Here is a 25,354-nt window from a genome sequence, read left to right as displayed (position 1 = left end):
AAATTGCATGAGCAGCGACAACGATCGCAACGGTATTCAAGTCATTTCCCGGGCAGCGGCTATCCTGCGCTGCCTCGAAAGCGAACCCGACGGCTTGAGCCTGGGCGCAATCGCCAAGCGCATCGAGCTACCCCGCTCCACGGTGCAGCGGCTGGTCGACGCCCTGGCCCACGAAGAGCTGCTCAAGGTGCACGGCGCCGGCGGCGTGTGCCTGGGCCCGGCATTGATGCGCCTGGCCTCCAACAGCCATGTCGACATCATCCAGCAGGTCCGCCCCTATATGGAGGCACTGACCGAGCGCACCGGAGAAACCTCGGTACTGGTCAACCGCAACGGCACCCACCTGATGCTGCTGCACTCGGTGGTGTCGCCGCAGCCGCTGCGTGTGGCGCCCTCCTCCGGGAGTTTCCTCAGCGTCTACGCGACCTCGGGGGGCAAGGCATTGCTGGCCAAGATGAGCGACGAAGCCGTCGTGCAACTGCTCGGCCCGGTGCTCGAGCCGCTGACGCCCAGCACACCGGACCTGCCGCACTTGCTTGAACAACTGGCTGAGGTTCGCGTGCGGGACTATGCCTGCGACGCCAATGAGCACATGATGGGCGTTGGTGCCGTGGCCGTGGCCCTGCAGACCTCGCAAGGTCAGTACGCCCTGGCGCTGGTAGGTCCGGTATGGCGGGTCGAGGCGCAGCATGAGGTGTTTCGCCAGGCGTTGTTCGATACCCGCCAGGCCTTGACCCGTGCTCTGGGCGCAGGCCTGCGCACAGGCGAGACGTCGTCAATTTGAAACAAAATGCCACTATCTTGATTGGCACAAGTGCCGAACCTAAAGGCAACATGACACTCAGAGAGTCGCCCCTGCCACAGGATAACAGGCAGGAAAAACAAAGACAGGGAGACCCAGGCGGCTGCTCGCAGCACGCATTGGACGGGTGTGTCAGCTAACCCAAAGAGAGTTCAAGACCCATCCTATGAAAACTTTGAGCAACTGTGCCCGGCAGTTGAAACGCTACTACTACGCATTGCCCGCCATGCTGTTGGCCGGTACCTGTTCCTTCCTGGCCTTCGAAATCAGCGACAGCCGTGCGGCTCCAGTGGATGGCACGCAGACCCTGGTGTTCCTGCGCCACGCCGAGAAACCCGCCGGTGGCCTCGGCCAGCTCAACTGTCAGGGCCTCAACCGCGCACTGAACCTGGCCGAGGTGCTGCCACAACGGTTCGGCAATGCCGATTTCGTGTTCGCCGCCGACCCTGGCCGGCACGTCGAGGAAGGCGAGAACGACGAATCCTACAGCTACCTGCGCCCGCTGATGACCATCAGCCCCAGTGCGATCAAGCTCGGCCTGCCGGTGAACATCGAATACGGCGCCAACGACACCCAGGATCTGGCCAAGGAACTGATGCGCGACAAGTACCACAATGCCGTCATCTACACCGCCTGGTCGCACGGCTACCTACCGGAACTGATCAACGAAGTGGCCGGCCGCGCCGTGGGCCAGAAAATGAACATCACCGACGACTGGGAATCCGGCGATTTCGACTCACTCTACGTGCTGACCCTGACCTGGCACGACGGCAAGGCCAGCCTGCTCTCGCGCAACGTCAAGCAGGGTCTGGACAACGGCCATACGGCTTGCCCGGTCTGACACCGGCCAGGGCCGTGTGAGTGGCACCAAGCGCTGCAAGGGAGGCTCGGGTATACTGCCCCTCCCTTTCAACGCGCTTGCCCCGGAGTCACCATGCCTGTCAGTCAACATCCCGATGCCGATCCGCTCGTCCAGGACGCCGAGCTCGACAGCCAGGCAGCGGTCCCGGCGTTCACCTTCCCGTTCAAGCCCGGTGCTTTCGCGGCCAAGGAAGCGGCTCGCTACCCCGGCGCCGGCAAGTCCAACCACGACAAGACCCCAGGCCGCGCGCCGAACGGCACGCGCCGCTCCATGGGCAAGCGCTGAGCGCCCGCCGTAGGCAAAACCCCGGAATGCACAACGACAAAGCCACCCTAGGGTGGCTTTGTCGTTTTCAGGGCTTCTGGCGCTGCTGGGAATACTGCCGCGCGATGATCGGCACGATACGCCGTCCGTCGTGCCAATAGCGCCCGGCCAGGCGACGCGGCTCGCTGAGGATGCGGTGCAGCCACTCCAGTGACAGCTTCTGCACCCACATCGGCGCGCGTTGCACCTTGCCCGACAGGAAGTTCAGCGCTGCGCCCGTGCACAAGCCTACGCCGTGGGCCAGGCCGCGGTCGGCGATCATCTTGCACAGCAGTTCCTGGCGCGGCGAACCGACCGACATGATCACCAGCTGCGCCCGATGCTGTTCGACGAACTGCAGGGTGGCCTCCACTTCTGCAGGGTTGTCGATGAAGCCCATCGGCGGGTTGTAGTGCAGGAACGTCACCGCCGGGTAGCGCTGGGCCAGCACCTGCAGCACATCGGTGGTCGAGCCGACGACCGTCACGGTCCAGCCTTCACGCTGGGCTTCATCCATCACCGACACGGTCAGGGTGCTGCCTGGGATGGCTTCGGGCACACCGGCGTCGAACTTGCGCAGCACGGGCATCAGTACGCGGCTGTCGCAGACCCGGTAGGCCGCCGCGTCATAGGCATTGCGGAAAACCGAGTCGTTTTCAAGCAGCACAACGTGGTTCACGTTGGCGGTAACCACGTAGCCAAACGGCTTGTTCACGTCGCCCTTGATGGCACGGATCAAGTGCGTTTGGTCACCTTTGTAGAAATCTATTCCAAAAACTTTCATCCAGGCCGTCCTATCAGTTCTAGAATGCGTTAATGCAGCGCCATAGAAAGGCTGCGGGAGCTTGGACGATTCGGCTTATTCGTCTGAAGCATGGTAATTGACTGGTTTCCATCCATAGGCTGAGCCAATGAACAGCAAAAGGTTGTATTCACGTGCAGATTCCGGGCGCGCAGTACCTTTCGTGCCTCAACTCCACCCGTCTCGTCCTCGTCGTGCACTGTTGAGTGCGGCGATGTCGATGGCGCTGGTGCTGGGCTCTGGCGCCGCATTCGCGGATGTGCCGATGGTTCAGATCAACGTATCGGGGGCAGAGTTCTCCGAGAATGCGTTTCCGGGCGTGGAAGGTACGCATTATTTCTTTCCGCGCGAAGGTTTCTTTGCCAACTGGAAGCGTCGCGGCATTCAAAGCGTGCGTTTTCCGCTCAAGTGGGAGCGCCTGCAACCCACGCTGGGTGGGGCATTCGACCCCACCTATGCCAAGTTGATCGACAAGATGCTGGTGCAGGCTGCACAGGCGAACATGCAAGTGATCCTCGACGTGCACAACTACGGGCGCTACCGCGGCAAGATCATCGGCACCAAGGAAGTCACCGTGGCTCACTACAAGAACCTCATGACTCAGATGGCCCGCCGCTGGAGCCCCTACAGTGCGCTGGCCGGCTACGACCTGATGAACGAGCCGCACGACGAATCCGACGCCATCTGGCCGACTGCGGCGCAGGCTGGCATCGACGCCATACGCAGCATCGACAAGACTCGTCCGATCTACGTCGAGGGCCGCTCGTGGGCCAGTGCCGAACGCTGGCCGCACTATAACGACGAGCTGCTCAAACTCAAGGACCCGTCGAACAAGCTGATCTTTTCCGCGCATATCTACATCGATCCAGACGGCAGTGGTAACTACAAGAATCGAATTTCCGGCAAATGGGATCCGGATATCGGGGTAAACCGAGCCAAGCCCTTCGTCGAGTGGCTCAAGCGCAACGGCAAGAAAGGCCACATCGGCGAGTTCGGCGTCCCTGACAATGACCCCCGCTGGCTGGACGCGGCCGAGCGGCTGCACAAGTACCTGGCCCTGCAGTGCATGCCGCTCACCTACTGGTCGAGCGGCCCTTACTGGGGTGGCTACTTCATGGCGGTCGAGCCGATCAACGGCAAGGCCCGTCCTCAATGGTCGGTCATGGGCAGGTACCTGAAAGAGCCGAAGTGCAAGGCTATCGGCCCGACCTGATCGGCAGTCCCACAGGGCCGGCCGGTCGTTCCAGTGGACGATCGGCCGGTTGCGATGCCGGCACCCTCACCTGACCGTAATAGACGAATGCCGCAACCGCGAGCGCTGCGATGTTGCCGTCGTACATCATGGCCGGCGACAGGAACAGATTGATCAGGTTGAAGCACATGTCCAGGACGAAGGCAGCCAGCAGGTCGCCTTTGTTGCGGCACTGACGGCTGATTCTCCAGAATCCGACGAAGTACACCAGAATGATCAGCGGCATGATGAAGCCGTAGCGATACAGCACGCCCAGCAAGCCCACGTCCGACAGGTAGAAGTACGAGCTGTACAGGCGCGAGAACCCGCCCTGCCACTGCAGCGACAACGCCCCCATCCCTACGTACCAGTTCGCCGCGGTGTCACGCAGAATGATCGCCGTGGTATCGGCACGCACCCCACCCGGCTCGGTCGCTTCCTGCACCAGGGCCATCAGTCGCTCGTACTGCGCTTCGAACGGCGCCGGCATCACCATGTAGGCGATTCCGCCCACCACGATCATTGCCAGGCCCAGCTTGACCAGCACATGCAGGTGCGCACGGAAGATCCACAGCGCCGCCAGGGTCCACACCAGCATCGTGTTACGCGTCTGCAGAACCAGCCACAGGTAGGCGGCGAACAAGCCGAGCAACAGCACCGGGACCAATTCGATACGACGGCGCAGGCGGTACATCAGCATCATCGCGCACAGCGACACATACGACCCGCCAATGCTGAAGCGATCCGGACGCAACGGGTTGAGGCCGTAGTCCTTCTCGTCGACGTTGAACGCCACGGCGGCGTTTTCCGGGACGATCTTGAAGTAGTAGAGGAAGCCTACCGCCACGCACGCCAGGCCACCGATCAGGAAATAGCGCTCGAGCTGCTCCTGGGTCGGTTGCGCCTTCAACATCAGGTACAAGGCCGGGAAGAACAGCAGGTAGAGGAAGTTGCGGCGCTCTTCGAGCAGGCCGTAGAACAGCGGCTGCTCGAAGTGATACCAGGAGAACAGTGCGGACATCACCGGCAGGGCCACGCCCATGAACAGGATCCACATACTGGCCCGTGACTGCCACGGGCGTTGCCACATGGCCAGCAACAACACCGCTGCGCCCACCACACCGGCCAGGTACAGCTCACGCAGGTACGGCAGCCCCGCCAGCTTGTTGTCGGTCAGGAAAACGAAGCCGGAGTTGACCACCACCAGCAGGCACAGCAACGTGCGCGGATTGAACAAAGCCTGGAGCATGTCCGTTACCTCGTGGACGATAGATCACTCAGCGCCATTTGAACGCCAAGCCCTCGGTGATGCCCTTGATGCCGAACTTGATGTTCTTGGCACTGCCGCGGTTCTGCAGCACGGTGATCGCGCCCAGCGCGATCGCCGAGACGAAGGTGCACGCGGTCGAATGAAAGCGCTTGTTGTACATGATGGCCGCGCGGTTGCGGTAGAAGTGGAACATGTGGCTGCGGCCACGGGTGCTGCCGCTGTCGCCATGGCGAGCGAAGCTGTTCAGAGCGACACGACCATGCCAGCCCACGGCGGCGGCGCGACGTTCCCAGTCCACTTCTTCGGAATACATGAAGTAGCGGTGGTCCATCATGCCGACCTCTTCGATCACCTCGCGACGCACCATCAGGCTGGCGCCCATCAGGTAGTCGGGCTCGGGCAGCCCGGCTGTGGCCAGTTGCGTGCGATCCAGGTTCTTGCCCATGAGCTTGGTCTTGCCCAGCCAGGGGAAGAGCATTCCGCCACCCACGCACTGGACCACCTGTGGCCGGTCCGAATACACCAGCACGGAAGCCGAGAAGCCGCATTTGGGCGACTGCTCCAGGGTATCGCGCAGCGCTTCCAGCGCACCGGCCTCGACGGTCACATCGTTGTTGAGCAGCCAGATGTAGCGATAGCCTGCGCGTATCGCGTAGTCGATGCCCACGTTGTTGCCGCCGGCGTAGCCGTGGTTGCCTTCGTTGACGATCAAGACGCGCTCATGGGGCGTGTCATAGCTGCCGGCGGCGCGCTCGTCGATCACCCGTACGTCCGGGCCGGTCGAATCGTTGAGAAACTGCTGCAGGCGCGACACGCTGTCGTCCTTGGAATCGTTGTCGATCACCACGACCGGAACGCGGCAGTGCGCGTCCAGAGCACGGATGCAGTCGATGGTGGTATCGGCGCCATTCCAGTTGAGGATGATCGCGCATACGTCATTATTGGATCTGGTCATGCTTCAGCCTCCTGTAGAGTGCCACGCTGGCGGTTCTGCCAGGCACGCGCCTTGAATACGACGATCGACAGCATCGCCAGATAGATGAAAATGTTTGCTGCCGCGATGGCCATCACCACCGCCAGGGCCGAGCCGCCCCAGAAGGCGCCCAGGGCCACCGCGCCGAAGCGCAGCGAAGTCGCGAAGACTTCGAAGCCCAGGAAGTAGGCCTGCAGGCGCAAGGCCGGGATGGCTACTTCGCACGGCATCGCCGCGAACCGGGCCAATTCCGCCAGGGCCAGCCAGCGCGCGTATTCACCCGCTTCGTGCCACTGGGCACCGAAGGCCACGGTGAACAGCCAGGGCCCGGCAATGACCAGGATCAGGAAGCCCGCCGAGCCGATCGCCGTCATCGCGCCGACGCCCTTGAGCAGCAGGCCGACCACCGCTTCACGCGCATGGACGGCGGCGGCGATGCGCGGGTAGAAGACGCTGCCCATGGCCTTGCCGATGAAGTTGCTGGGCATTGCCAGCACTTGCAGGCACAGGGCGAAATAGCCGGCCGGTATGGCGCCGAACAGCGAGGCCAGTACCAGTGTGGGCATGTGCACCGACAAGGCGTTGATCAACACCTGCGGGGCACGGAAAAGTGGGAAGTCGCGGTATTCGCTGGCCAGTTGGCGCAGGGTCTTGCGCGGCGCTTCGTCGGTTTCGGCAACCTCGGCCGGAGCCGGTTTGCTCATGGCCATGCCGATCAGGATCAGCAGGCTGTGCACTACGTAGTACAGGGCACTGGTGACCACCAGCATGGTTGCGCTGTTGTTGAACAGGCCGCCGACACTGCGCATGCCGTTGTACACCAGCGCATGGCTGGTGGCGGCTCGGGCGGTCAGGCGATAGCGACCATGGCGGTAGAGCCACTGCTGCAGCACTTCGAGCACCGCCGAGCTGAACATCACCAGCGGTAGCAGCATCAGGTACGGGGTGAGCAGTGACAGGTTCCAGCGTTCGGCCAGCATCGGCCCCCACCACAACAGCACGCCGGCAACCAGTATGGAAACCAGCAAGGCGACCACGGTCGCCAGCTTGGCCAGCCCGCTGGCGTCGCGGTGGGTTTGCGGCAGGACGATGGCCATCGACCAGGTCAGGCTGCAGGCCGGGATCAGAATGATCGTCAGGCTGAGGAAGGTACCCACCACCCCGAACGCTTCGGGGCCGTAGATACGCATGATCACCGGGATCAGCGCGAGGTTGATCAGCTGCGCGCCGGCCGAGCCGCCGAGCGCGGTCGCCAGATTCCGCACCATGCGGTTCTGGCGCAACTGCTGAATGAGGCCGGGGGCCGGTGTCGGCCCCTGGCTCAAGTCGTGTTCCATCCCAGCCTCCGGGCTCAATAGATGTTCCGTGAGAACAGGGTGAACGGGGTCTTGATCAGGATCTTGATGTCCAGCCACAACGACCAGTGATTGATGTAGGCCAGGTCACGCTCCAGGCGCCCCTGCATCTTGTCCAGGGTATCGGTTTCGCCACGGAAGCCGCTGACCTGGGCCAGGCCGGTGATGCCTGGCTTGATGCGATGACGTGCCATGTAGGCCATCAATTTGTCGCAGTAGTAATGGTTGTGGGCGATGGCGTGGGGACGCGGGCCGACCAGAGCCATTTCGCCGCGCAGCACGTTGATCAACTGCGGCAGCTCGTCGAGCGAAGAACGACGCAGGAATGCACCGACGCGGGTCACGCGCGAATCGTTGCGGGTGGCCTGCTTCACTTCCTGGTCGTCGTGCATGCGCATCGAACGGAACTTGTAGACGTGAATCACGGTGCCGTTGCAGCCGTCGCGACCCTGGCGGAAGAACACCGGGCCTGGCGAGGACAGCTTGACCGCCACTGCGCAGCTGATCAGTACCGGTGCCAGGGCGATGATCGCCAGCAGCGCCAGGCTGCGGTCGATCAGGTCCTTGGCCATGGCCGCAGCAGGGTGCGAGCTCAGCGGGGTTTCGTTGAGGTAGATGGCCGGGAACTGCTCGATCTGCGAGATCGACTGGTTGAGCAGCATCATGCTGCCGAAGTCCGGCACCCAGACCACGTCCACCGCCAGGTCGAGCAGGTCGACGTAGATCGATTCGATCTGCACCATGCGATCCAGTGGCAGGGCGATGTACACCCGACGCACTTGCTCGCGCTGAACGATGTCGCGCAGTTCGTCGAAACCGCCCAGGTGCGGCACGCCAGGCACCGGTACCCAGTCGGCATCGACTTCGGCGTCCGGCGCGATCACGCCCAGCACCGGAACCCGCGGCTTGAGCTGGCGCGCCAGCTTGCCGGCCAGTTCACCGGCGCCGATGATCACGGCCTTGCGCTCGTTCTTCAGACGCTGGTTGTGGCGGTTGAGCAGGAAGCGCAGCGGGATAAAGGTTGCCGCCTGGGCGAGGAAGCCGTAGACGATCAGCTTGACGGCCATGCCGGGCGCCAACGTCTGCGGGCTGCCACTGAGCCAGATGACCACCGCCAGGGCGGCGACCAGGGTCAGCCAGCCGCCGAGCAGGCGCAACAGGCCGCTCAGGTAGTTCAAGCGCTTGTGGTAAACGTGCAGGAAACTGTAGACGGGGACCGAAGCCAGAACCCCGATCATCATCAGGACCCGATACTGGGGCGGGAATTCGTTGAAGTGTGCGTACAGGACACTGAATGTCAGCGCGCATGCCAGCGTGGCACCCGCGAGCCACATGGTCCAGAACGTCAGGCCCCGACGATTTACCATCGGGTGCAAGCGAGGCGCAATCATAGATGTATCCTCTGCAGACAAGTGCGGCGTGGTTGGGCATTTTCCGTAACGCGACCAGCCGTGCGCACGGCTCACCCCGAAGGGAGAGCGGCGCGGCTGCAAGGTCGGAAAGGTTTACTGGGCCGGGGCTGCCGGCAGGTAGTCATAGTAGTGGTCGCGACGCTGACCGGGTTCGGGACGCGACACCTGGTTGAGGACCACACCGGTGATCGGCGCGCCGGTCTGCAACAGCTGACCGATGCTCTTGCGCACGAGCGGCATGCTGGTGGCTTCGGACTTGATCACGTAGATCACCGAATCGGCCATGCCGCACAACAGTGCTGCGTCGCTCACCGACTGGCTCGCCGGGGTGTCCAGAATCACGCGGTCGTAGCGGTGGCGTGCCCACTCCAGGAAGGTCTGCATGCGCGTGCTGGCCAGCAGTTCCTGCGGGTTGTACGGCATTTCACCGGCGCAGATCACGTCCAGGCTACCGATGGTCTGCAGGCAGTCATCGACGCCCGCCTTGCCCGCCAGCAACTCGGCCAGGCCGATGTGCTGAGCGTCCAGGCCCAGGTTGGTGGCCACTTTCGGACGGCGCAGGTCGGCTTCCACCAACAGCACGCGTTCGACGCGGGCCATGGCACCGGCCAGGTTGATCGCCAGGGTGGTCTTGCCTTCGCCTGGAGTGGTCGAGGTCAGGACCAGGGTCTTGCGACGTACATCGTCGTCGTTGAGCATCACGCCGGTGCGCAGGGTACGTACGGCTTCGGCGAATGCCGCGTCGTCGTTGCGCTCGAACTGGCGGTGGATGCGCGAACGGTTGCGGCGCTTGAGCAACGGCACCACGCTCAGTACCGGCAGCTGCAGGGCACGCTCGACATCGGCGCTGTTCTTGAAGCTGTTGTTCAAGGCTTCACGCAGCAGGGCAATGGCGCAACCGGCGATCAGCGACAGCAGCGCGGCCAGCACTACCAGAATGGCCTTGCGCGGCGTAGTCGGGAACAGCGGTGCAATGGCAGGGTCGACCACGCGGGCGTTGCCCGAGACCAGGTCGGCAGTCGCCATGGTTTCGCGCAGCTTGGTCATGAACGTGTTGTACACGTCACGGTTGCTGTCGACATCGCGCTGCAGTTCACGCAGGGCGAACTCCTTGCGGGAGATGTCCTGGATTTCCTGCTTGTTGGTGTTGAACGAGGAGCGCAACGAGTTCTCGTTGTCCTGCGCCAACTGATAGTTGTGCTGCAGGCCGGCGACGACCTGGCTGACCTGGCTGCGCAGGCTGGCCTGGGCGGCTTGCAGTTCGGAGCGTGCGGCAACCATCTGCGGATGCTTGTCGCCGTAGCGCTGGCTGTATTCGTCGACCCGCGCCTGAGCAGTAGCGGCCACGGCCTGGAACTGCTGGATCACCGGGTTGTTGATGACCGCAGGCACGCTGGACAGGTCCAGGTTGCCACCGCGGGCCAACAGACCCTGCACCTGACGGTACTGGCTCTGGGCATCGGCACGTTCGCGGCGTGCGTCGACCAGACGGTCGCTGGTACGAGCCAGTTCGTTGGCAGTGATGGTAGCCACGCCGCCGACATCGACCAGGCCCTGGCCATCGCGATAAGCCTGCAACTTGCTTTCAGCCTGCTGCAGCTGGGTGCGCAGCTCGACCATGCGGGTGTTCATCCAGCGGCTGGCGGTCAGCGATTCCTGCTGCTGCGAGTTCTGCCGGCTGGCCAGGTAACCCTGGGCCAAGGCGTTGGCGGTGGCCGCGCCGGTTTCGGCATCGGCCATGGTCACGCCGATGCTGACCAGGTGGCTCTTGCCCACGACGGTCACGCTGGTGCGCTGGCGCAGTTCCATCACGGCGCTGTTGAACGCCTGCTGCTCGGTGTAGTTGAGCTCCTGGTGCCAGCTCTGCGGGAACCAGTCGGCATGCCAGTTGGACAGCTGGGCCTTGATCTTGGCCAGGCGCGACTGCTTCTGCCGTGGGTCCAGTTCCTCGTGGTGCGACAGGTCGAGCTCGCGCACGGCGCGCTCGGCCACTTCGCGGCTCTGGATCAGGCCCATCTGGGTCTGCAGGTAATCGCTGTTGGGATCGGGACGGTCCGGCGTCTGCTGGAACGTGATGACCTGGTTACCGCTGGGCTCGATGACCAGAGTGGCGACGGAGCGATAGGTCGGGGTCATGTTCAGCGCGTAGATCACGGCGGCGGCGGTGCCTACCGCGAACACGCCGAGGATCATGCCGCGGCGACGCCACAGCGTGCGCCACAGTTTGCGCGAATCCAGCGCATCGCGTTCTTCTGACGCGGGCACAGCCTGCCAGGGAGCAACGCCCTGGCTGTTTCTTACGGCAATCTGGCTCATGTCAGAAGAACCCCTGGTCAATGGTGATGGTGTCGCCCGGTTCTACCGGTGTTGCCAACTGGGCCGCTTTGGCACTGCCGCCGCGATTGATGTTGATGCGGTTGACCGAAGCACGCTCGGTCAGGCCGCCGGCCAGCGCGATGGCACGGTCCATGGTCAGGCCCGGCTTGTAGGGATACCCGCCCGGTGCCTTGACTTCGCCGCCAATATAGAAGGGGCGGTATTCGACCACGCTCACGGTCACTTTCGGATCCTTGAGGTAATCACCGCTCAGACCTTTGGTGATGACGCGTTCGATCTCGTCGGTGGTCTTGCCCAGGGCTTTCACGTTGCCGAGAAAGGGGTAGGAAAAGGTACCGGAATCGTTGAGGTGGACTTCCTCGTTGGTCAGATCGGGTTCACCCAGTACGGACACCCGGATGACATCGCCCGAAGCGAGTTTGTAGGCATCGGCCTGGGCTCCCAGGCTGAACAGTGCCAGTACGACAATCAATGCATGCTTGAACATGGTGGCTTCTCCCCTTTGGGTTGAGTTCACAGGGACAGCTTGAGGCTGAGCAGGTAGATGTTGCGAACGTAGTCTTCGCTGTTCACGTTCGAGTTGTTGTCGACGCGGCTGTAGCCCAGGCCGACCTCGGCCCAGCGGCTGGCGGTGTAGATGATCTCGGCGCCGGCGGCGTTCTGCTTGTCGTCGCGACCGCCCGTGCCCAGGTACTCGCGATCTGCATAGCGATAGTTGACGTCGGTGGCGAAGAACGACGACCAGCTGTGGCGCCAGCCCAGGCGGCTGCTGGTCACGTGCACGGTGTTGGCACCGTCGTCACCTTCGTCGAAGGCGCGGCGCATGTTCACCGAGATGGTGGAATAGGTGCGTGGCTTGTAGTCCATGCCCACTTCCCAGGTACCGCTGCCGTAGTCGTTGCTCTGCGAGCTTTCGAAATCCTTGCGCTCGTAACCCAGGCGGGCGGTACCGCTGAGCTTGGCGGTGACATCGCGGTCGATACCGAACAGCACGCGGTTGCCTTTGCTGTTGCGACGATCGAAGTCCAGGTAGTCGTAGTCGACGTGGTTCAGTTCGACCAGGGCACGGGTGCTGCCGCCCAGGCGATGGAACCAGGTACCGCTGACGCTGGTAGCGTCGTATTCCTTGTCATCGTTGATGCCTTCGGCATTGCGATAGCGCTGCTGGCGGTAGCCGCCGCCCAGTTCGATCTGGTTCATGGCACTGAGTGCGCCAAAGGTGTACTTCAGGCGACCGCCCTGACGGGTGTACTTGTCGTTTTCGCGCTCGTCGGCGGAATCGACGGTTTCTTCACCACGCTTGTAATCGAGAATGGCGTCCAGACGATTGCGCGAATCGAAGGCCCACACGCCGCTCAGCTCGGCATCGTGGTCGATGTGACTGGCGTCGGCGTGGTCCAGGTAGGTCTGGCTGTCGGCCGAATACTGGAACTTGTAGCCGGTGTTGCGGGTTTCGCGGGTAAACAACAGGGTCGGCTTGACCGAGGTGATCCACGACGCATCCTCATCGCGATCCACTGCACGAAAGTTGTCGTCGTAGCGTTCGCTTATCTCCAATGTCGGAGTGAAGTTCACGGGACCAAGCTCGACCTTTGCCGGTTCCAACGCCCAAGCGCTCAAGGGCCAAGGCGCCAGCGCCAGGCATGCCATCCACTGTTGTTTATTCATATCCATTCCCACTGCCGTGATTCGGGGTAGACGCCAAGGGCGCCTAGAAAGAAAAGCCGATTTCATTGCGTCGCAGATCTGCCTCGACCATCATTCGGCAAAGCTCCTCGAGACTGGTCTGCGGCTGCCAGCCCAGTATCTCGCGCGCCTTGGCCGGATCACCGATCAACAGATCGACTTCGGCCGGACGGTGAAACATCGGGTTGACCTTGACCAGCACCTTGCCGGTCGCGCGGCAGGTGCCGCATTCCGCATCATCCTTGCCCGACCAGTCCAGGCTGATGTCCACAGCCTTGAACGCCATGCTGACGAAATCGCGCACGGTTTCGGTACGGTTGGTCGCCAGCACGAAGGTGTCGGGTTCGTCGGCCTGCAGCATGCGCCACATGCCTTCCACGTATTCCTTGGCGAAACCCCAATCGCGCTTGGCGTCGAGGTTGCCCAGTTCGAGCACGTCGAGCTTGCCGAGCTTGATCTTGGCCACGCTGTCGGTGATCTTGCGGGTCACGAACTCACGGCCGCGCAGTGGCGACTCGTGGTTGAAAAGGATGCCGCTGGTGGCGAACAGCCCGTAGGACTCGCGGTAATTGATGGTCATCCAGTGGGCGTAGAGCTTGGCGACACCGTACGGGCTGCGCGGATAGAACGGCGTGCTTTCGATCTGCGGGATCGCCTGCACTTTGCCGAACATCTCCGAGGTGGACGCCTGGTAGAAGCGGATCTTCGGATTGACGATGCGGATCGCTTCGAGCAGGTTGACCACCCCTACTCCGGTGATCTCGGCGGTAGTCAACGGCTGGTCGAACGACACGCCGACGAAACTCTGTGCCGCAAGGTTGTAGACCTCGGTGGCTTCGGTGTTCTGCAGCAGGCGAATGCTGGCCGACAGGTCGGTCAGGTCGTACTCGACCAGGTGCAGGTTGGCGTGGCCAGCGACACCCAGCTCTTCCAGGCGCCAGAAATTCACCGAACTGGTGCGGCGGTAGGTACCGTAGACGGTGTAGCCTTTCTCCAGCAACAGCTGCGTCAGATACGCTCCATCCTGGCCGGTTACACCGGTGACAATCGCTTTCATGCAAATCTCCAGAGTCTTTGGTAAGCAACAACGACCGGTGCAACGCCAACGGCACATCCTGCGAAGCTGACCTTGGACAAGCTATTGCGACAAGGTTCAGTCCGGACGTCGTTTAAACGCAGCATCGGAGCAAAAAAAACAGGTACACCTCTCGTTTAGTCCTCAAAGGCGCTGAAACGAATCGGAGTGACCCAGGCATTGGCGATCTCGTGCGACCCACAGGTCGCTGTTTGTCAGTGCCGACTCTGGGGCGGCATCGGTAAGGCGAGGTGATACTAGGTGGCAGAAGTCCGGCAGTGCAAGCCGAGTGCTATCACCCGCATGTAAATAAATTATCAGGGCTGTATTTTTTTAGAAAGTACTTATAAATCAGTGGCTTATGCAAACTGGATTGATGGCGCCAAATATCTGCAGGCCCAATTCGTCAATTTTATTGGCGTCAATGAAGCTCATGGCGACAGTGTATGGCAGATCGCCAGCGCAAAGCGACGGTTCATTGGCGAAATTGCCCACCGCCCGACGACCGACACGCTACAGCCCCCGGTGGCCGAGGGCTGCACCTATCGGCCACGGAACACTGTGCAACGCACGCGAAACAGGTTTGCGGCCATACCGCCAGGACCCTGACCGTTGGCGGAGGCACAAACGCCAGTAAACCGACTCAACGGGTCTCATCGATCAGTGCGTCGGCACGGGCCTTGACTTGCGGGCGCAGCGCTGTGCCAAAGCCAGGCACCGTGGGTACGTTACTGAAACCACTCCTTCAAATCGGTTTCGGTCGCTTCGGCAGACGCAGAAGACTTCCAGCGGTGCTGAATCAGAACACGGCGCGAGTGCTCTGTCGCTCGATGAGGGAGAAGCCGATATCGACGATCTCGGCAACCTGCTCGGGCTGCTGCAGACGGCGCAGCAACAGGTCAGCCGCACAGGCACCCAATTGCGCACCGTCAATGCGCACCGTGGACAAGGCCGGAAAGGTATGGCTGGCGAAGTTCATGTCGCCAAAGCCCATCACACCCAGTCGCTCGGGCACCGGCAAGCCACGCGCAGCCGCTTCGGTGAGCACGCCATGAGCGAGGGTGTCGGAGGTACAGACCACCATCAAGGGTGGCGTCTGCGGGGTTGGCCAATCGTCCTCGAGCAGCGCAGCGAGCCCGCGTCGCCCCTGCTCCAGGGTCGGCAAGCCGGCGAAAATCTGCTGCTGAACATCGCCGATGCCGGCTTGGGTGAGAGCATCGAGCAGACTCTGGGCACGGCGCAATCCACGCGGATCGTCCACCGCCAGCAGGGCGAATCGACGGTAGCCCAGTCGCAGCAGGCGTTGCGCGACCTCGCTGCCCACGCGTTCATGGGAAAAGCCCACCAGCATGTCGATGGGGTCGTCGGTCAGGTCCCAGGTCTCCACCACGGGTACAGCCGCGGCACGCAAGCGCGCGCGACTGGCCTGGGTGTGCAGGGTGCCGGTGAGGATGATGCCGTCGGGGCGTCGACTGAGGATGACGTCGAGCAGGTGCTGCTCCTGTTCGCTCTGATAACCGGAAACGCCGAGCAGCACCTGGTAGCCTGCCTGCATCAGGCGTTCGTTGATCGCCTGGAAGGTGTCGGAGAACAGCGGGTTGGTGACCATCGGCAGGACCACGGCGACCAGGCGGCTGCGATTGCTCGCCAGGGAGCTGGCCAGGCGGTTCTGCACGTAGCCGGTCTGGACGATGGCCTGCTGAATCTTCAGCCGGGTTTCCTCGCGCACCGCATCCGGCGCGTTCAGATAACGCGAGACGGTCATCGGCGCCACACCGGCCAGACGCGCGACATCCACCAAGGTGATACCGCGGGTACTGCGTCCCTTGCTGCCCGGTTGCTTTGCCGTCATGGTGTGCCGCGTGCCTCAGCTTGCTTCAGGAACAATGGCGTGATGGTATCAGCGCGTGCCGGGCCGCTGCACCTGCGGCCCGTTCGATAATTCAAGGAAGTCCCGTGTCGTCGTCTCAATCTGCAAAACGCTGGTGGGTGCTGGTCGCGGTCATGATGGTGTTTCTGCCCGTGGTGCTGGACGTGACCATCCTGCACGTGGCGGTCCCTTCGCTGACCCTGGCGCTGCAGGCCACTGGCACCGAAGTGCTGTGGATCATCGATATCTACCCGTTGATCATGGCCAGCCTGCTGATCCCCATGGGTACCCTCGCCGATCGGATCGGCCATCGCCAGCTGTTGATCACCGGGTTGTGCATCTTCAGCCTCGGCTCGGTGCTTGCGGCGTTCTCGCCCAGCGTGGCCACTCTGATCGCCGCTCGGGCGTTCATGGCCTTCGGCTCGGCGATGATCATTCCCTGCACGTTGGCGATCATCCGCCAAACCTTCGACGACGAGCGCGAGCGGGCCCTGGCGCTGGGCGTCTGGGGTGCCACCGGCTCAGCAGGTGCGGCCATCGGGCCATTGGTGGGCGGCGCCCTGCTCGAGCATTTCTGGTGGGGCGCGGTGTTTCTGGTCAATGTGCCGGTGATGCTGGTGGTGATGCCGCTGGTGCTCAAGCATGTGCCGCGCACCTCCATCACCGGCGACGGCAACTGGACCATCGGCCAGGCATTGATCCTGATGCTGGGTATCATGGCCACTGTCTATGCGCTCAAGTCCGGGTTCAAGCCCGGCAGCTCGGTGTTCGTCACCAGCGCCTCGGCACTAATCGGCCTGACCATGCTGGGCTGGTTCGGGCACAAGCAATTGCACGCCGCACGCCCCATGCTCGACCTCAGCCTGTTCCGCTCACCGGCGATCAGCGCAGGCGTGGTCATGGCGTTGGTGGTGATGGGCGCCCTGGCCGGGGTCGAATTGATGCTGGCCCAGGAGCTGCAATTCGTGCTCGGCCAGACACCGCTCCAGGCCGGCATGTTCCTCTTGCCGTTGATGATCGCCTCGGCGGTCGGCGGGCCCATGGCGGGTCTGCTGTTGCGTGCCATTGGCCTGCGCTGGGTCGGCAGTCTGTCGCTGGCTGCTGCCAGCGCCAGCCTGGCAGGGCTGGCCATGGCTGACCTGCACCACAGCGGATGGGCCGTGATCGGCCTGCTGGTGGTGCTGGGTCTGTCCCTGAGCATTGGCCTGACGGCATCGTCGGTGGCGATCATGAGCAGTACACCGCCGCACAAGGCCGGCTCGGCCGGCGCGCTCGAAGCCACCAGCTATGACCTGGGCACAGGGCTGGGCATCACCGGGTTCGGTATCGTCCTGGGCAGCGGCTACACCCGCTCCATCCAGCTGCCCGATGGGTTGCCCCCGGCAATCGCGGAGACGGCCCGGCATTCGATCGGTGAAACCATGAGCGCGGCGAAGGCGCTGGGTGGCCCGCAGGCTGCCGAGCTGGTCGCCGCTGGCCAAGCCGCGTTCAGCACGTCGCACAACCTGGTGCTGGGATCGGCAGCGACCTTGATCGGGGTTCTCAGCGTGGTGATCTGGGTGGCGCTGCATCGCCATGGGCACACCCACAGCCAAGCGGCGTGATCGGCGGGGGCGTTCGTCGGTCCAGGTGAATTTCTGCAGGCGCACTCACTCGAAACCAGACACCAAAAACACGATGGGTGCTGTCATGATCCCGCTTGAATCCACTGGCCATCCGCATTCAGGGGCCAGGCCCGAGCGTACTGCCCTGCCGCTCTACCGGTCGCTGCTCGACCAGACCGACGCCACTGAGCCAGGGCTGGCGAAGCAGTTTCTCGAAGAACAACTGGCGCTGGCGGCCGAGTTGCCCTGCCCGATGCCCGCGGAACCTGCGCAGCTGCTGCAGTGGGTGGCCGACAACGCCGCGGCGGTGGGTCGCCAGTATTCCGAGTATCTTGCCCTGCGCCACGCCGGGGCGCCCCGACGGTTTTTCAGCAACAAAGCCCACGCCCTGTATTTTCTGCAACAGGTGGCACCGAGCAAGCTGGTCGATGGCGCGTGGTTGTTCGGCACCGTCAAGCATGCGGCGGACTGGCGCTATCACGGCCTGATCCGCACCTACCTCGAAGAGTTGGGCGACGGTGATCCCTCGCTCAACCACGTCACGCTGTACCGCGCGCTGTTGGCCGAGCACGACTGCCTGGCGACCCACGACCTGGCCGACGAGCTGTACCTGCAAGGCGCCATTCAGTTGGCCTTGGGCCAGGCCAGCGAGGACTTCCTGCCCGAGGTGATCGGCTACAACCTGGGCTACGAGCAACTGCCGCTGCACCTGCTGATCACTGCGTTCGAACTGAACGAGCTGGGCATCGACCCTTACTATTTCACCTTGCACGTGACCATCGACAACGCTGGCACCGGGCATGCACACAAGGCGGTAGCGGCTGTTCTCGATCTGCTGCCGGGCGGTGCGGACAACGCTGCGTTTCTGCAGAGGCTGCGGGCAGGCTACAACCTCAACGACTTGGGTATCGGCTCTGCCGCAGTGATCGAGGACTTCGATCTGGACCATGAGGTGGTGCAGATGCTGGAGCGCAAGCGCGGCTTTGGCCAGTACATGCATTCAGACTACTGCCGCCTCGAAGGCAGGACCGTCAACGAGTGGCTGGCCAAGCCGGGCCAGTGCGGCGATTTTCTGACCGCGCTGGAAAACAAGGGCTGGATCAAGCGACACCAGGACCCCGAGGCCAGCCGTTTCTGGCAGATGCTCGATGGGCCGGGCGCGCCCATGTTCGGCGTGTTCAACGGTTACGAACGGCAGCTGCTCAAGGACTGGATCGCCGGCGATTGGCTGGACGATCAGTCCGGCGCCAGCAATCCGTTCAGGGCACGCTTTCGCCGGCGCGCACCCGCGGCGCCCATTGCGACCGGCACAGCCCGGCCTGCGGAACCGACCCAGGCACTGATTCGCAAGATGTCGCCATCGCTGCACGCATCGCCCGAGGGGTTGGAAGCGACCCGGGCATTCACTCAGCGACTGAGCGAGGGAGCGCTGAGCCATGAATATTGAGGTCCGAGGCTCTGACATGAACCAGGTGAACGCGTGCCCAACCGTCGAGGCCGCGGAACTGGATCAGGTGCTGCTCCAGCTGGGTCGCCGCTTGCAAGCAGATGGCTACCGCTTTGTGACGGTCACGCCGCTGACCCATCAGCGCAACAACGAGCGGCCTGACAACGCGATCGCCCGTGACCTGCGCGATGTGTTCGGCTGGAGTCGCCCGTTCGAATCCAACCTGTTGCCCGAAGTGGAGACGGCGGCATTGCTGGAAAACGCCATCGTCAGCGAGCAGTCGGGGCTGCTGCGCAGCGAGGTGCGCTGGTCCAGCCTGGGCGGGCAGTTGTTCGTTCACTCGGCCTATCCGACCGTCGCCCACGATTCGGTTTTCTTTGGGCCCGATACCTATCGTTTTGCACGGGCCATCGAGAAGCACCTGCACGAGTCCCGGCAGCCGATCCGCAGCGCGGTCGATATCGGTTGCGGCAGCGGCGCAGGGGCGATTCTGATTGCCCTGGCGCGCCGCGAAGCGCAGGTTCAGGCAGTGGATATCAATCCTGCGGCGTTGCGTTTCACTGCAGTCAATGCGGCACTGGCGGGCGTAGCCAATGTAGCGGCCTGGCACAGCGACGTGCTGCAGGGCACCAGCGGGGATTTCGATCTGATCGTTGCCAACCCTCCGTACATGCAGGATCCCCAGGCACGGGCCTACCGCGACGGCGGCGGCGAACTGGGGTCGGCCTTGTCGGTGCGCATCGCCAGCGAGGCGTTGGGTCGATTGGCGCCCGGCGGCAGTCTGCTGCTGTACACCGGCGCGCCGTCGGTGGCCGGCGTCGACTTGTTTCTGAGTCAGGTGCAACCACTGGTGGACGTACCAGGGTTTCAATGGACCTACGAAGAGGTGGACCCGGACGTATTCGGCGAAGAGCTGGAAACCCCCGGGTATCGCCAGGCCGAACGAATCGCCGCCGTGGTCCTCACCGTCACCAGAACCTGACCTTGCGATGGTTTTGCAAAGCCCTGCAGCAGCGGCGCGAGCCGCGTCCGGCCTCACTGCGTTGTGTCAGGCTGAACGCATCCACCGCCGACGCGGCTTGCGCCGCTGCTACAGGGTGATGCGCGCGTCTGGATGCCGCTGAACCCCTGTAGCAGCGGCGCAAGCCGCGTCGCGCGCGGCTAGATGCCGCTGAACCAGTTGTAGCCTTGGTCTTCCCAATAGCCGCCGGGATAATCGTTGCTGACGAAGATCTCGACGATGTGCTTGGGGTTCTTGAAGCCCAGCTTGGTCGGAACACGGACCCGCAATGGGTAGCCATATTCGGGCGGCAGCGCAACCTCGCCATAGTCCAGGGCCAGGAGCGTCTGCGGATGCAGCGCGGTGGGCATGTCCAGGCTGGAGTAGTAGCGGTCGGCGCACTTGAATCCGACGAATTTGGCTGTGGTATCGGCGCCAATGTGCTCGAGGAAGGTTTTCAACGGCACCCCGCCCCACTGGCCAATGGCGCTCCAGCCTTCGACGCAGATCAGCCGGGTGATGTCTGTCTGCTGCGGAAGCTTGCGCAGGCCTTCGAGTGTCCACGACGCCTTGTCGCGCACCAGGCCGGATACTGCCAGGGCGTAGCCCGATACGTCGATATCGGGGATGTCGTCCTCGCTGTAGAACGCGTTGAACGGGAACGGTTGGGTCATCTGCGCCTTGCTGTAGGTAGGCGCCAGACGCTGGCCGTTGAACAGCCAGGCTTGCACTCGATCGTTCCAGCGCGACATGGCCCAGAGCACCTTGTCGACCTGATCACCGTCCTGCAGATTGCAGCCGCTGAGCATCGCCATGGCGCCGACGGTGAGGCCGCCGCGCAGGAAATGTCGCCGCTGCAGGCTTTCGAGCTGGCTGCGCTGGGCCGGTTCCAGGATTATCGGAGCGACCCGGCGGGATTTGGGTTCATTCATGATCGGTCTTCCCGGTAGTCGAAGGCCTCACCCCGCCGGTGATCATTGGCGGCAGCGTCTTGGGCACCAGCAGCACCAGGGCCAGGTGCACCACTGTAAAGGCGCCGATGGCAGACATCGCGGCGAAATGGACGTAGCGGGCGAAATCGTAGCCGCCCAGCAGTGCTACCAGCTCCTGGAACTGGATGGGCTTCCAGATGGCTACCCCGGATACCAGAATCAGCACCCCGGCCGCCAGTACCAGCCAGTACATGAGGCGCTGCACCGCGTTGTAGACGCCCTTTTCATGGATCAGCCGCAAACGCAGGGCATCGCGCAGGTCGCGTTTGACCGCGCGGGGAGTGATCGGCAGCAAATCGCGCTTGAAGTGGCGGCTGATCAATCCGTAGAGGACGTAGACGAGGCCATTGATGACCAACAGCCACATCACCGCGAAATGCCACGCTATCGCGCCACCCAGCCAACCACCCAGAGTGAACGAGGGCGGAAAACGGAACGCAAACAATGGAGAGGCGTTGTAGATACCCCAGCCACTCATGAACATGCAGGTCATGCCGAAGGCATTGATCCAGTGGGTGAGGCGTACCGTCAGTGAATGTATGCGACGCACGGCCATCGAATGGCCCTCCCATGTCAAAGAAACACACGCCAATGACCGCTCCCACAAGTAAGAGGATGCATCTACCCCTGTTGGAGCGGGCTCTGCCCGCGAAAAGGGCGCCGCGATGGATCAGCCTTACCGCGGCGCGCCCTTCGCGGGCAGAGACCCGCTCCCACAACGAAGAGGATGCGCCTGCCCCCTGTGGGAGCGCGGCCACGGGGGTATGACAAAGGTTACATCGGTGGCTGGAAGCCATCCTTGCCTACTGCCACGCCACGGGCGGTCTTGCCGTCTTCGGCAGGGAACACGACGACCTTGGCGCCTTTCACCAGCTGCTCCGACTTGCCGGCTTCGACATAGGCAATCGGCACATCTTCAGGCACGACGACCTGCTTCTCGCCGCCCTTGTAGTTCACGGTCAAGGTCCGACCATTGGCCTGGGCCAGCTTGCCGACCGTGCCATTGGTCATGGTGCCGGTGGTACCGTCGGCGTTTTCCCAACCGTAGTGCCCTTCCCCGCTGCCCTTCAGGCTGGGTTCGAACACGGTCACTTCCAGCGCTTTCAGCGTGCCATCTGCCTGGGGAGTAGCCGCCGAGCCGATGAAGCTGTCAGCCTTGATCGAGTCGATGTTGGCCTTGGACACCAGGCGGATGCCGGTCTTGTCGGTCAGGCCGATGGTCTGGTGCGCGCCGCTGCGAGTGGTGAAAGACAAGGTGTTGTTGTCCAGGCCATCGACCGTGCCACGCATCGGCTTGACCACCGGCATGTCTGCAGCCGAAGCCATCACGGCGGCACTGAGCAGCAACGTGCCCAGAGTGGTCGACAGGGCAGTTTTGATCTTCATCGGTACGACTCCTTGCGGTAGGTGTGCACCCATCCTCGGCCACCAACCCGCACGCGCGCATGACCGCTTGATGACATTTCTGTCATTCGCGCGGCATGCGCCTCAATGACGGTAATGTAACCGACAGCGCCGCGCCGCTTGGTTAGACTGCGCTGTGCGAACCCACCCGCCACGAACCCTCAACGGCAACCGCGAACGCCCGAGCGAGCCTGATCGATGCACATCCTCTTGATCGAAGACGACACCAAGACCGGCGAGTACCTGAAAAAGGGCCTCGGCGAATCCGGCTACAACGTCGACTGGGCGCAGCACGGCGCCGATGGCTTGCACCTGGCCCTGGAAAACCCCTACGACCTGCTGGTGCTCGACGTCATGCTGCCCGGCATCGACGGCTTCCAGATCATGGAGGTGCTGCGCGCGCGGCAGAATGTACCGGTGCTGTTCCTCACCGCCCGCGACCAGTTGCAAGACCGCATTCGGGGCCTGGAATTGGGCGCCGACGACTACCTGGTAAAGCCCTTTTCGTTCACCGAACTGCTGTTGCGCATTCGTACCATCCTGCGCCGCGGCGGCGCCCGTGAAGCCGATCGCTTCCACCTCGCCGACCTCGAACTGGACCTGCTGCGGCGCCGGGTGACGCGGCAACAGGAAGTGATCACCCTGACCAACAAGGAGTTCGCCCTGCTGCACCTGCTGCTGCGGCGCGAGGGCGACGTGCTCTCGCGCACCCAGATCGCCTCGGAGGTATGGGACATGAATTTCGACAGCGATACCAATGTGGTCGACGTTGCGGTCAAGCGCCTGCGCAGCAAGGTCGACCAGCCCTACCCGGTCAAGCTCATCCACACCGTGCGCGGCATCGGTTACGTCTGCGAGGTGCGGGCATGCGAAGCCGACGCCAACCTTCCCTGACCCTGCGCTCGACCCTGGCCTTCTCTCTGGTGGCCATGCTCACCGTGGCCGGCGCCGGCTGGTACCTGTACGAATCGATGAAAGCTTCGGTGCTGCAGCGCAGCGACAACGCCGTGCTCGGGCGGCTCGACCACTTTCGCAAACTGCTGCACTACGACCTGACCCTGGACAAGCTGTCGAGCAGCCCGCAGATCTTCCAGAACATGCTCGGCAGCGAAGACGACATCTTCGTCATTGCCGAGACCGGCCAGCCACCGGTGATTCAGGTCAACCCACTGCACGCGACCCTGCCCTCTTTGCCTGCGGTCGCCCAAGATGCAACTCCCGGCAGCGCCGACCTGCGCACGGGAATGGCACCTTCGGGCATACCGTTGCGGGCGGCGAGCGTATTGACCACCTCCGGCGGCCGCGAAGTGAAACTGACGGCCGCGCACATCATGGTCAAGGAAATGGCCATGCTCAGCGAGTTCCGCCAGCGGATCTACCTGGCCGTGGGCATGGCGTTCCTGCTCACCGCCTTGCTCGGCTTCGTGCTGCTGCGCCGCGGCTTGCGGCCGCTGCGCGAGATGGCGGCGCACGCCACCGACATCTCCCCGGCACGCCTGCACAGCCGCATGAGCAGCGACAACACGCCGGTCGAACTGCAACAGTTGAGCGAAGCCTACAATGCCATGCTCGATCGCCTGGCCGAGGGCTACCAGCGGCTGAACCAATTTTCCGCAGACCTCGCCCACGAGATCCGCACCCCGGTGGGCTCGTTGATGGGGCACTGCCAGGTCGCCCTGCGCCAAGGCCGCAGTGCGGACGAATACCAGGCACTGCTGGCGTCGAATCTGGAGGAGCTGGAACGTATTTCCCGGATCGTCGAAAGCATCCTGTTCCTGGCGCGCGCCGACGACGCCCAGGCGGTGGTACAGCGCCAGCCGCTGCAGGTGCACGATGAACTGGAGCGAGTCACCGAGTATTTCGAAGGGCTCGCCGAAGAACGCAAGATCCGCCTGCTGATTTCCGGTGACGCCACCCTGCACGCCGACCCGCTGCTGTTGCGGCGCGCGTTGAGCAACCTGGTGGCCAACGCGATCCGCTACGCCGACCCGCACAGCGATGCCCTGATCAGCGTCGAGTCGGCAGAGGGGCAATGCGTGATCGTGGTAGAGAATCAGGGCCCTGCCCTGGAGCCTTCGGCGCTGGCCAGCCTGTTCGATCGTTTCTACCGAGGCGACGCTTCGCGCCAGCATAATTCGGACTCCAATGGCTTGGGACTGGCCATTGTCGCGGCGATCATGCAACTGCACGCCGGTGAGGCCAGCGTGACCCAACCCCAGCCCGGACGCATCCGCTTTGCGTTGCATTTCCCGGCGCCGGGAAGCCGCTGAAACAAGTCTATTCGGGCTTCTTCCTGGACCGAAACGCCGCCACTTTCATGCGATTGCCACAGGTCGCCATGCTGCACCAGCGGCGTCGATGCGACTTGCTCAGGTCGTGAAAGAACAGCACGCAGTCATGGGCTTCGCATTGCCGAACGAACTCGAATGTGTCCCCCGTGACCAGTCTGGCCAGAGCGTCGGCCACCGGCCACAGCAGGCTTGCCGAACCAGCATCCCTGGGCTGCACCGCGATGCGAAACGCCGGTGCCGCGCCATTCCACTGCAAGCCGCTGACAGGACGCCCGGCCTCGAGAATCTGGTTGACCACTTCAGGGTCGGCTTCTTCCCCGGTCATCGCGGCGTTCACCAGTCCTTTGGCACACGCGCGCAGCGCAAGGGCCTGGGTCAATAGTCCGCGAGCAGTGTCCGCCTGGTCATGCCGCGCAGGCAGGCCAGCAGCGTCGAGCCACTTCAGTACGTCCTCGTCGTCGCGCAGGCAATCGTGCTGCTGATCGCCCACGCCGTATTGGGTATTGATGAAATCCAGAGCCAGGTTGTCGGCCACGAACAACGTGTCAGGAGCGATGGCGGTAAGATTCATGACGTTCTGTAACCCATAAAATTAGTTTGACAGGTTACCAGAATGCTCCGTAACCTTCAAACACACC

Annotated in this window: 23 protein-coding genes; 9 read left to right on the top strand and 14 right to left on the bottom strand. The window is 63.1% G+C overall.

Annotated elements, in window-relative coordinates:
- Nucleotides 1–7: 7 nt before the first annotated feature.
- The 3 genes from IFT80_RS02250 to IFT80_RS02240 all read left to right on the top strand — a co-directional run bounded on the left by IFT80_RS02250 (nucleotide 8) and on the right by IFT80_RS02240 (nucleotide 1,949).
- Nucleotides 8–784: an IclR family transcriptional regulator gene (locus tag IFT80_RS02250; RefSeq protein WP_185793555.1), complete on the top strand. Its 777-nt coding sequence runs from the start codon at nucleotides 8–10 to the stop codon at nucleotides 782–784.
- Between the two features lie 184 nt (nucleotides 785–968).
- Complete coding sequence (locus tag IFT80_RS02245; protein WP_122478499.1) at nucleotides 969–1,643, top strand: histidine phosphatase family protein; 675 nt, start codon at nucleotides 969–971, stop codon at nucleotides 1,641–1,643.
- Between the two features lie 93 nt (nucleotides 1,644–1,736).
- On the top strand, nucleotides 1,737–1,949 hold the full coding sequence (locus IFT80_RS02240; RefSeq protein ID WP_185793556.1) for a hypothetical protein: 213 nt from the start codon (nucleotides 1,737–1,739) through the stop codon (nucleotides 1,947–1,949).
- Between the two features lie 67 nt (nucleotides 1,950–2,016).
- On the opposite strand, the gene IFT80_RS02235 is transcribed toward IFT80_RS02240, so the two are convergent.
- The gene (locus IFT80_RS02235; protein WP_122478503.1) at nucleotides 2,017–2,751 is read right to left on the bottom strand and encodes a WecB/TagA/CpsF family glycosyltransferase; all 735 of its coding nucleotides are present in this window, start codon (nucleotides 2,749–2,751) and stop codon (nucleotides 2,017–2,019) included.
- 181 nt (nucleotides 2,752–2,932) lie between these two features.
- Between IFT80_RS02235 and IFT80_RS02230 the strand changes: the two genes are divergently transcribed.
- Complete coding sequence (locus IFT80_RS02230) at nucleotides 2,933–3,982, top strand: glycoside hydrolase family 5 protein (protein WP_342214323.1); 1,050 nt, start codon at nucleotides 2,933–2,935, stop codon at nucleotides 3,980–3,982.
- On the opposite strand, the gene IFT80_RS02225 is transcribed toward IFT80_RS02230, so the two are convergent.
- The 9 genes from IFT80_RS02225 to IFT80_RS02185 form a co-directional block, all read right to left on the bottom strand.
- Complete coding sequence (locus IFT80_RS02225; RefSeq protein ID WP_185793557.1) at nucleotides 3,966–5,249, bottom strand: hypothetical protein; 1,284 nt, start codon at nucleotides 5,247–5,249, stop codon at nucleotides 3,966–3,968. The genes IFT80_RS02230 and IFT80_RS02225 overlap by 17 nt on opposite strands.
- A 28-nt stretch (nucleotides 5,250–5,277) precedes the next feature.
- Nucleotides 5,278–6,225 carry a glycosyltransferase family 2 protein gene (locus IFT80_RS02220; protein ID WP_122478509.1) on the bottom strand — a complete coding sequence of 316 codons (948 nt, stop codon included), beginning with the start codon at nucleotides 6,223–6,225 and terminating at the stop codon, nucleotides 5,278–5,280.
- Nucleotides 6,222–7,580: a lipopolysaccharide biosynthesis protein gene (locus tag IFT80_RS02215; RefSeq protein ID WP_185793558.1), complete on the bottom strand. Its 1,359-nt coding sequence runs from the start codon at nucleotides 7,578–7,580 to the stop codon at nucleotides 6,222–6,224. Before IFT80_RS02215 ends, IFT80_RS02220 begins: the two co-directional genes overlap by 4 nt.
- A gap of 14 nt (nucleotides 7,581–7,594) precedes the next feature.
- Nucleotides 7,595–8,989 carry an undecaprenyl-phosphate glucose phosphotransferase gene (locus IFT80_RS02210; RefSeq protein ID WP_122800674.1) on the bottom strand — a complete coding sequence of 465 codons (1,395 nt, stop codon included), beginning with the start codon at nucleotides 8,987–8,989 and terminating at the stop codon, nucleotides 7,595–7,597.
- 114 nt (nucleotides 8,990–9,103) lie between these two features.
- Nucleotides 9,104–11,326 (bottom strand): GumC family protein, encoded by a 2,223-nt coding sequence (locus IFT80_RS02205; protein WP_122478515.1) that lies wholly within the window; start codon nucleotides 11,324–11,326, stop codon nucleotides 9,104–9,106.
- A 1-nt stretch (nucleotide 11,327) separates the two neighbouring features.
- Complete coding sequence (locus tag IFT80_RS02200; protein WP_122478517.1) at nucleotides 11,328–11,834, bottom strand: polysaccharide biosynthesis/export family protein; 507 nt, start codon at nucleotides 11,832–11,834, stop codon at nucleotides 11,328–11,330.
- 26 nt (nucleotides 11,835–11,860) lie between these two features.
- Nucleotides 11,861–13,015, bottom strand: coding sequence for an outer membrane beta-barrel protein (locus IFT80_RS02195; protein WP_192136638.1), 1,155 nt, complete (start codon nucleotides 13,013–13,015; stop codon nucleotides 11,861–11,863).
- 43 nt (nucleotides 13,016–13,058) lie between these two features.
- Nucleotides 13,059–14,090 (bottom strand): GDP-mannose 4,6-dehydratase, encoded by a 1,032-nt coding sequence (gene gmd, locus IFT80_RS02190; RefSeq protein ID WP_122478519.1) that lies wholly within the window; start codon nucleotides 14,088–14,090, stop codon nucleotides 13,059–13,061.
- 817 nt (nucleotides 14,091–14,907) lie between these two features.
- On the bottom strand, nucleotides 14,908–15,960 hold the full coding sequence (locus IFT80_RS02185) for a LacI family DNA-binding transcriptional regulator (protein WP_192054399.1): 1,053 nt from the start codon (nucleotides 15,958–15,960) through the stop codon (nucleotides 14,908–14,910).
- A 104-nt stretch (nucleotides 15,961–16,064) separates the two neighbouring features.
- Between IFT80_RS02185 and IFT80_RS02180 the strand changes: the two genes are divergently transcribed.
- The 3 genes from IFT80_RS02180 (at nucleotide 16,065) to IFT80_RS02170 (ending at nucleotide 20,011) form a co-directional block, all read left to right on the top strand.
- On the top strand, nucleotides 16,065–17,582 hold the full coding sequence (locus tag IFT80_RS02180) for an MFS transporter (protein ID WP_342214322.1): 1,518 nt from the start codon (nucleotides 16,065–16,067) through the stop codon (nucleotides 17,580–17,582).
- An 85-nt stretch (nucleotides 17,583–17,667) separates the two neighbouring features.
- On the top strand, nucleotides 17,668–19,029 hold the full coding sequence (locus IFT80_RS02175; protein ID WP_192136637.1) for an iron-containing redox enzyme family protein: 1,362 nt from the start codon (nucleotides 17,668–17,670) through the stop codon (nucleotides 19,027–19,029).
- Between the two features lie 16 nt (nucleotides 19,030–19,045).
- Nucleotides 19,046–20,011, top strand: coding sequence for a methyltransferase (locus IFT80_RS02170; protein ID WP_192136636.1), 966 nt, complete (start codon nucleotides 19,046–19,048; stop codon nucleotides 20,009–20,011).
- A 179-nt stretch (nucleotides 20,012–20,190) separates the two neighbouring features.
- Here the strand turns inward: IFT80_RS02170 and IFT80_RS02165 are convergent, their stop codons facing one another.
- The 3 genes from IFT80_RS02165 to IFT80_RS02155 all read right to left on the bottom strand — a co-directional run bounded on the left by IFT80_RS02165 (nucleotide 20,191) and on the right by IFT80_RS02155 (nucleotide 22,401).
- Entirely contained in the window at nucleotides 20,191–20,961 is a 771-nt protein-coding gene (locus IFT80_RS02165) for a molybdopterin-dependent oxidoreductase (protein WP_192102208.1), read from the bottom strand.
- On the bottom strand, nucleotides 20,954–21,577 hold the full coding sequence (locus tag IFT80_RS02160) for a cytochrome b/b6 domain-containing protein (RefSeq protein ID WP_185793563.1): 624 nt from the start codon (nucleotides 21,575–21,577) through the stop codon (nucleotides 20,954–20,956). Before IFT80_RS02160 ends, IFT80_RS02165 begins: the two co-directional genes overlap by 8 nt.
- Before the next feature lie 218 nt (nucleotides 21,578–21,795).
- Nucleotides 21,796–22,401, bottom strand: coding sequence for a hypothetical protein (locus IFT80_RS02155; protein ID WP_192054513.1), 606 nt, complete (start codon nucleotides 22,399–22,401; stop codon nucleotides 21,796–21,798).
- Between the two features lie 222 nt (nucleotides 22,402–22,623).
- Here IFT80_RS02155 and IFT80_RS02150 point away from each other — a divergent pair, with 222 nt between their 5' ends.
- A complete protein-coding gene (locus tag IFT80_RS02150; protein ID WP_122478529.1) occupies nucleotides 22,624–23,319 on the top strand; it encodes a heavy metal response regulator transcription factor in 696 nt (231 codons plus the stop codon).
- On the top strand, nucleotides 23,292–24,695 hold the full coding sequence (locus IFT80_RS02145) for a heavy metal sensor histidine kinase (RefSeq protein WP_192136635.1): 1,404 nt from the start codon (nucleotides 23,292–23,294) through the stop codon (nucleotides 24,693–24,695). The genes IFT80_RS02150 and IFT80_RS02145 overlap by 28 nt, the downstream gene beginning before the upstream one ends.
- A 7-nt stretch (nucleotides 24,696–24,702) precedes the next feature.
- Here IFT80_RS02145 and IFT80_RS02140 read toward each other — a convergent pair whose 3' ends face one another.
- Entirely contained in the window at nucleotides 24,703–25,287 is a 585-nt protein-coding gene (locus IFT80_RS02140) for a CGNR zinc finger domain-containing protein (protein WP_122478533.1), read from the bottom strand.
- Nucleotides 25,288–25,354 lie beyond the last annotated feature (67 nt).

This window comes from Pseudomonas sp. CFBP 8771 (assembly GCF_014841695.1).
Lineage (GTDB): Bacteria > Pseudomonadota > Gammaproteobacteria > Pseudomonadales > Pseudomonadaceae > Aquipseudomonas > Aquipseudomonas baltica.
This window is presented reverse-complemented; position numbering and strand designations above follow the sequence as displayed.

Excerpts from the sequence above, each read along its gene's own strand:
- IFT80_RS02250 (WP_185793555.1), top strand. The coding sequence starts at position 8 with ATGAGCAGCGACAACGATCGCAACGGTATTCAAGTCATTTCCCGGGCA.
- IFT80_RS02245 (WP_122478499.1), top strand. The coding sequence starts at position 969 with ATGAAAACTTTGAGCAACTGTGCCCGGCAGTTGAAACGCTACTACTAC.
- IFT80_RS02240 (WP_185793556.1), top strand. The coding sequence starts at position 1,737 with ATGCCTGTCAGTCAACATCCCGATGCCGATCCGCTCGTCCAGGACGCC.
- IFT80_RS02235 (WP_122478503.1), bottom strand. The coding sequence starts at position 2,751 with ATGAAAGTTTTTGGAATAGATTTCTACAAAGGTGACCAAACGCACTTG.
- IFT80_RS02225 (WP_185793557.1), bottom strand. The coding sequence starts at position 5,249 with ATGCTCCAGGCTTTGTTCAATCCGCGCACGTTGCTGTGCCTGCTGGTG.
- IFT80_RS02220 (WP_122478509.1), bottom strand. The coding sequence starts at position 6,225 with ATGACCAGATCCAATAATGACGTATGCGCGATCATCCTCAACTGGAAT.
- IFT80_RS02215 (WP_185793558.1), bottom strand. The coding sequence starts at position 7,580 with ATGGAACACGACTTGAGCCAGGGGCCGACACCGGCCCCCGGCCTCATT.
- IFT80_RS02210 (WP_122800674.1), bottom strand. The coding sequence starts at position 8,989 with ATGATTGCGCCTCGCTTGCACCCGATGGTAAATCGTCGGGGCCTGACG.
- IFT80_RS02205 (WP_122478515.1), bottom strand. The coding sequence starts at position 11,326 with ATGAGCCAGATTGCCGTAAGAAACAGCCAGGGCGTTGCTCCCTGGCAG.
- IFT80_RS02200 (WP_122478517.1), bottom strand. The coding sequence starts at position 11,834 with ATGTTCAAGCATGCATTGATTGTCGTACTGGCACTGTTCAGCCTGGGA.
- IFT80_RS02195 (WP_192136638.1), bottom strand. The coding sequence starts at position 13,015 with ATGAATAAACAACAGTGGATGGCATGCCTGGCGCTGGCGCCTTGGCCC.
- gmd (WP_122478519.1), bottom strand. The coding sequence starts at position 14,090 with ATGAAAGCGATTGTCACCGGTGTAACCGGCCAGGATGGAGCGTATCTG.
- IFT80_RS02185 (WP_192054399.1), bottom strand. The coding sequence starts at position 15,960 with ATGACGGCAAAGCAACCGGGCAGCAAGGGACGCAGTACCCGCGGTATC.
- IFT80_RS02175 (WP_192136637.1), top strand. The coding sequence starts at position 17,668 with ATGATCCCGCTTGAATCCACTGGCCATCCGCATTCAGGGGCCAGGCCC.
- IFT80_RS02170 (WP_192136636.1), top strand. The coding sequence starts at position 19,046 with ATGAACCAGGTGAACGCGTGCCCAACCGTCGAGGCCGCGGAACTGGAT.
- IFT80_RS02165 (WP_192102208.1), bottom strand. The coding sequence starts at position 20,961 with ATGAATGAACCCAAATCCCGCCGGGTCGCTCCGATAATCCTGGAACCG.
- IFT80_RS02160 (WP_185793563.1), bottom strand. The coding sequence starts at position 21,577 with ATGGCCGTGCGTCGCATACATTCACTGACGGTACGCCTCACCCACTGG.
- IFT80_RS02150 (WP_122478529.1), top strand. The coding sequence starts at position 22,624 with ATGCACATCCTCTTGATCGAAGACGACACCAAGACCGGCGAGTACCTG.
- IFT80_RS02145 (WP_192136635.1), top strand. The coding sequence starts at position 23,292 with ATGCGAAGCCGACGCCAACCTTCCCTGACCCTGCGCTCGACCCTGGCC.
- IFT80_RS02140 (WP_122478533.1), bottom strand. The coding sequence starts at position 25,287 with ATGAATCTTACCGCCATCGCTCCTGACACGTTGTTCGTGGCCGACAAC.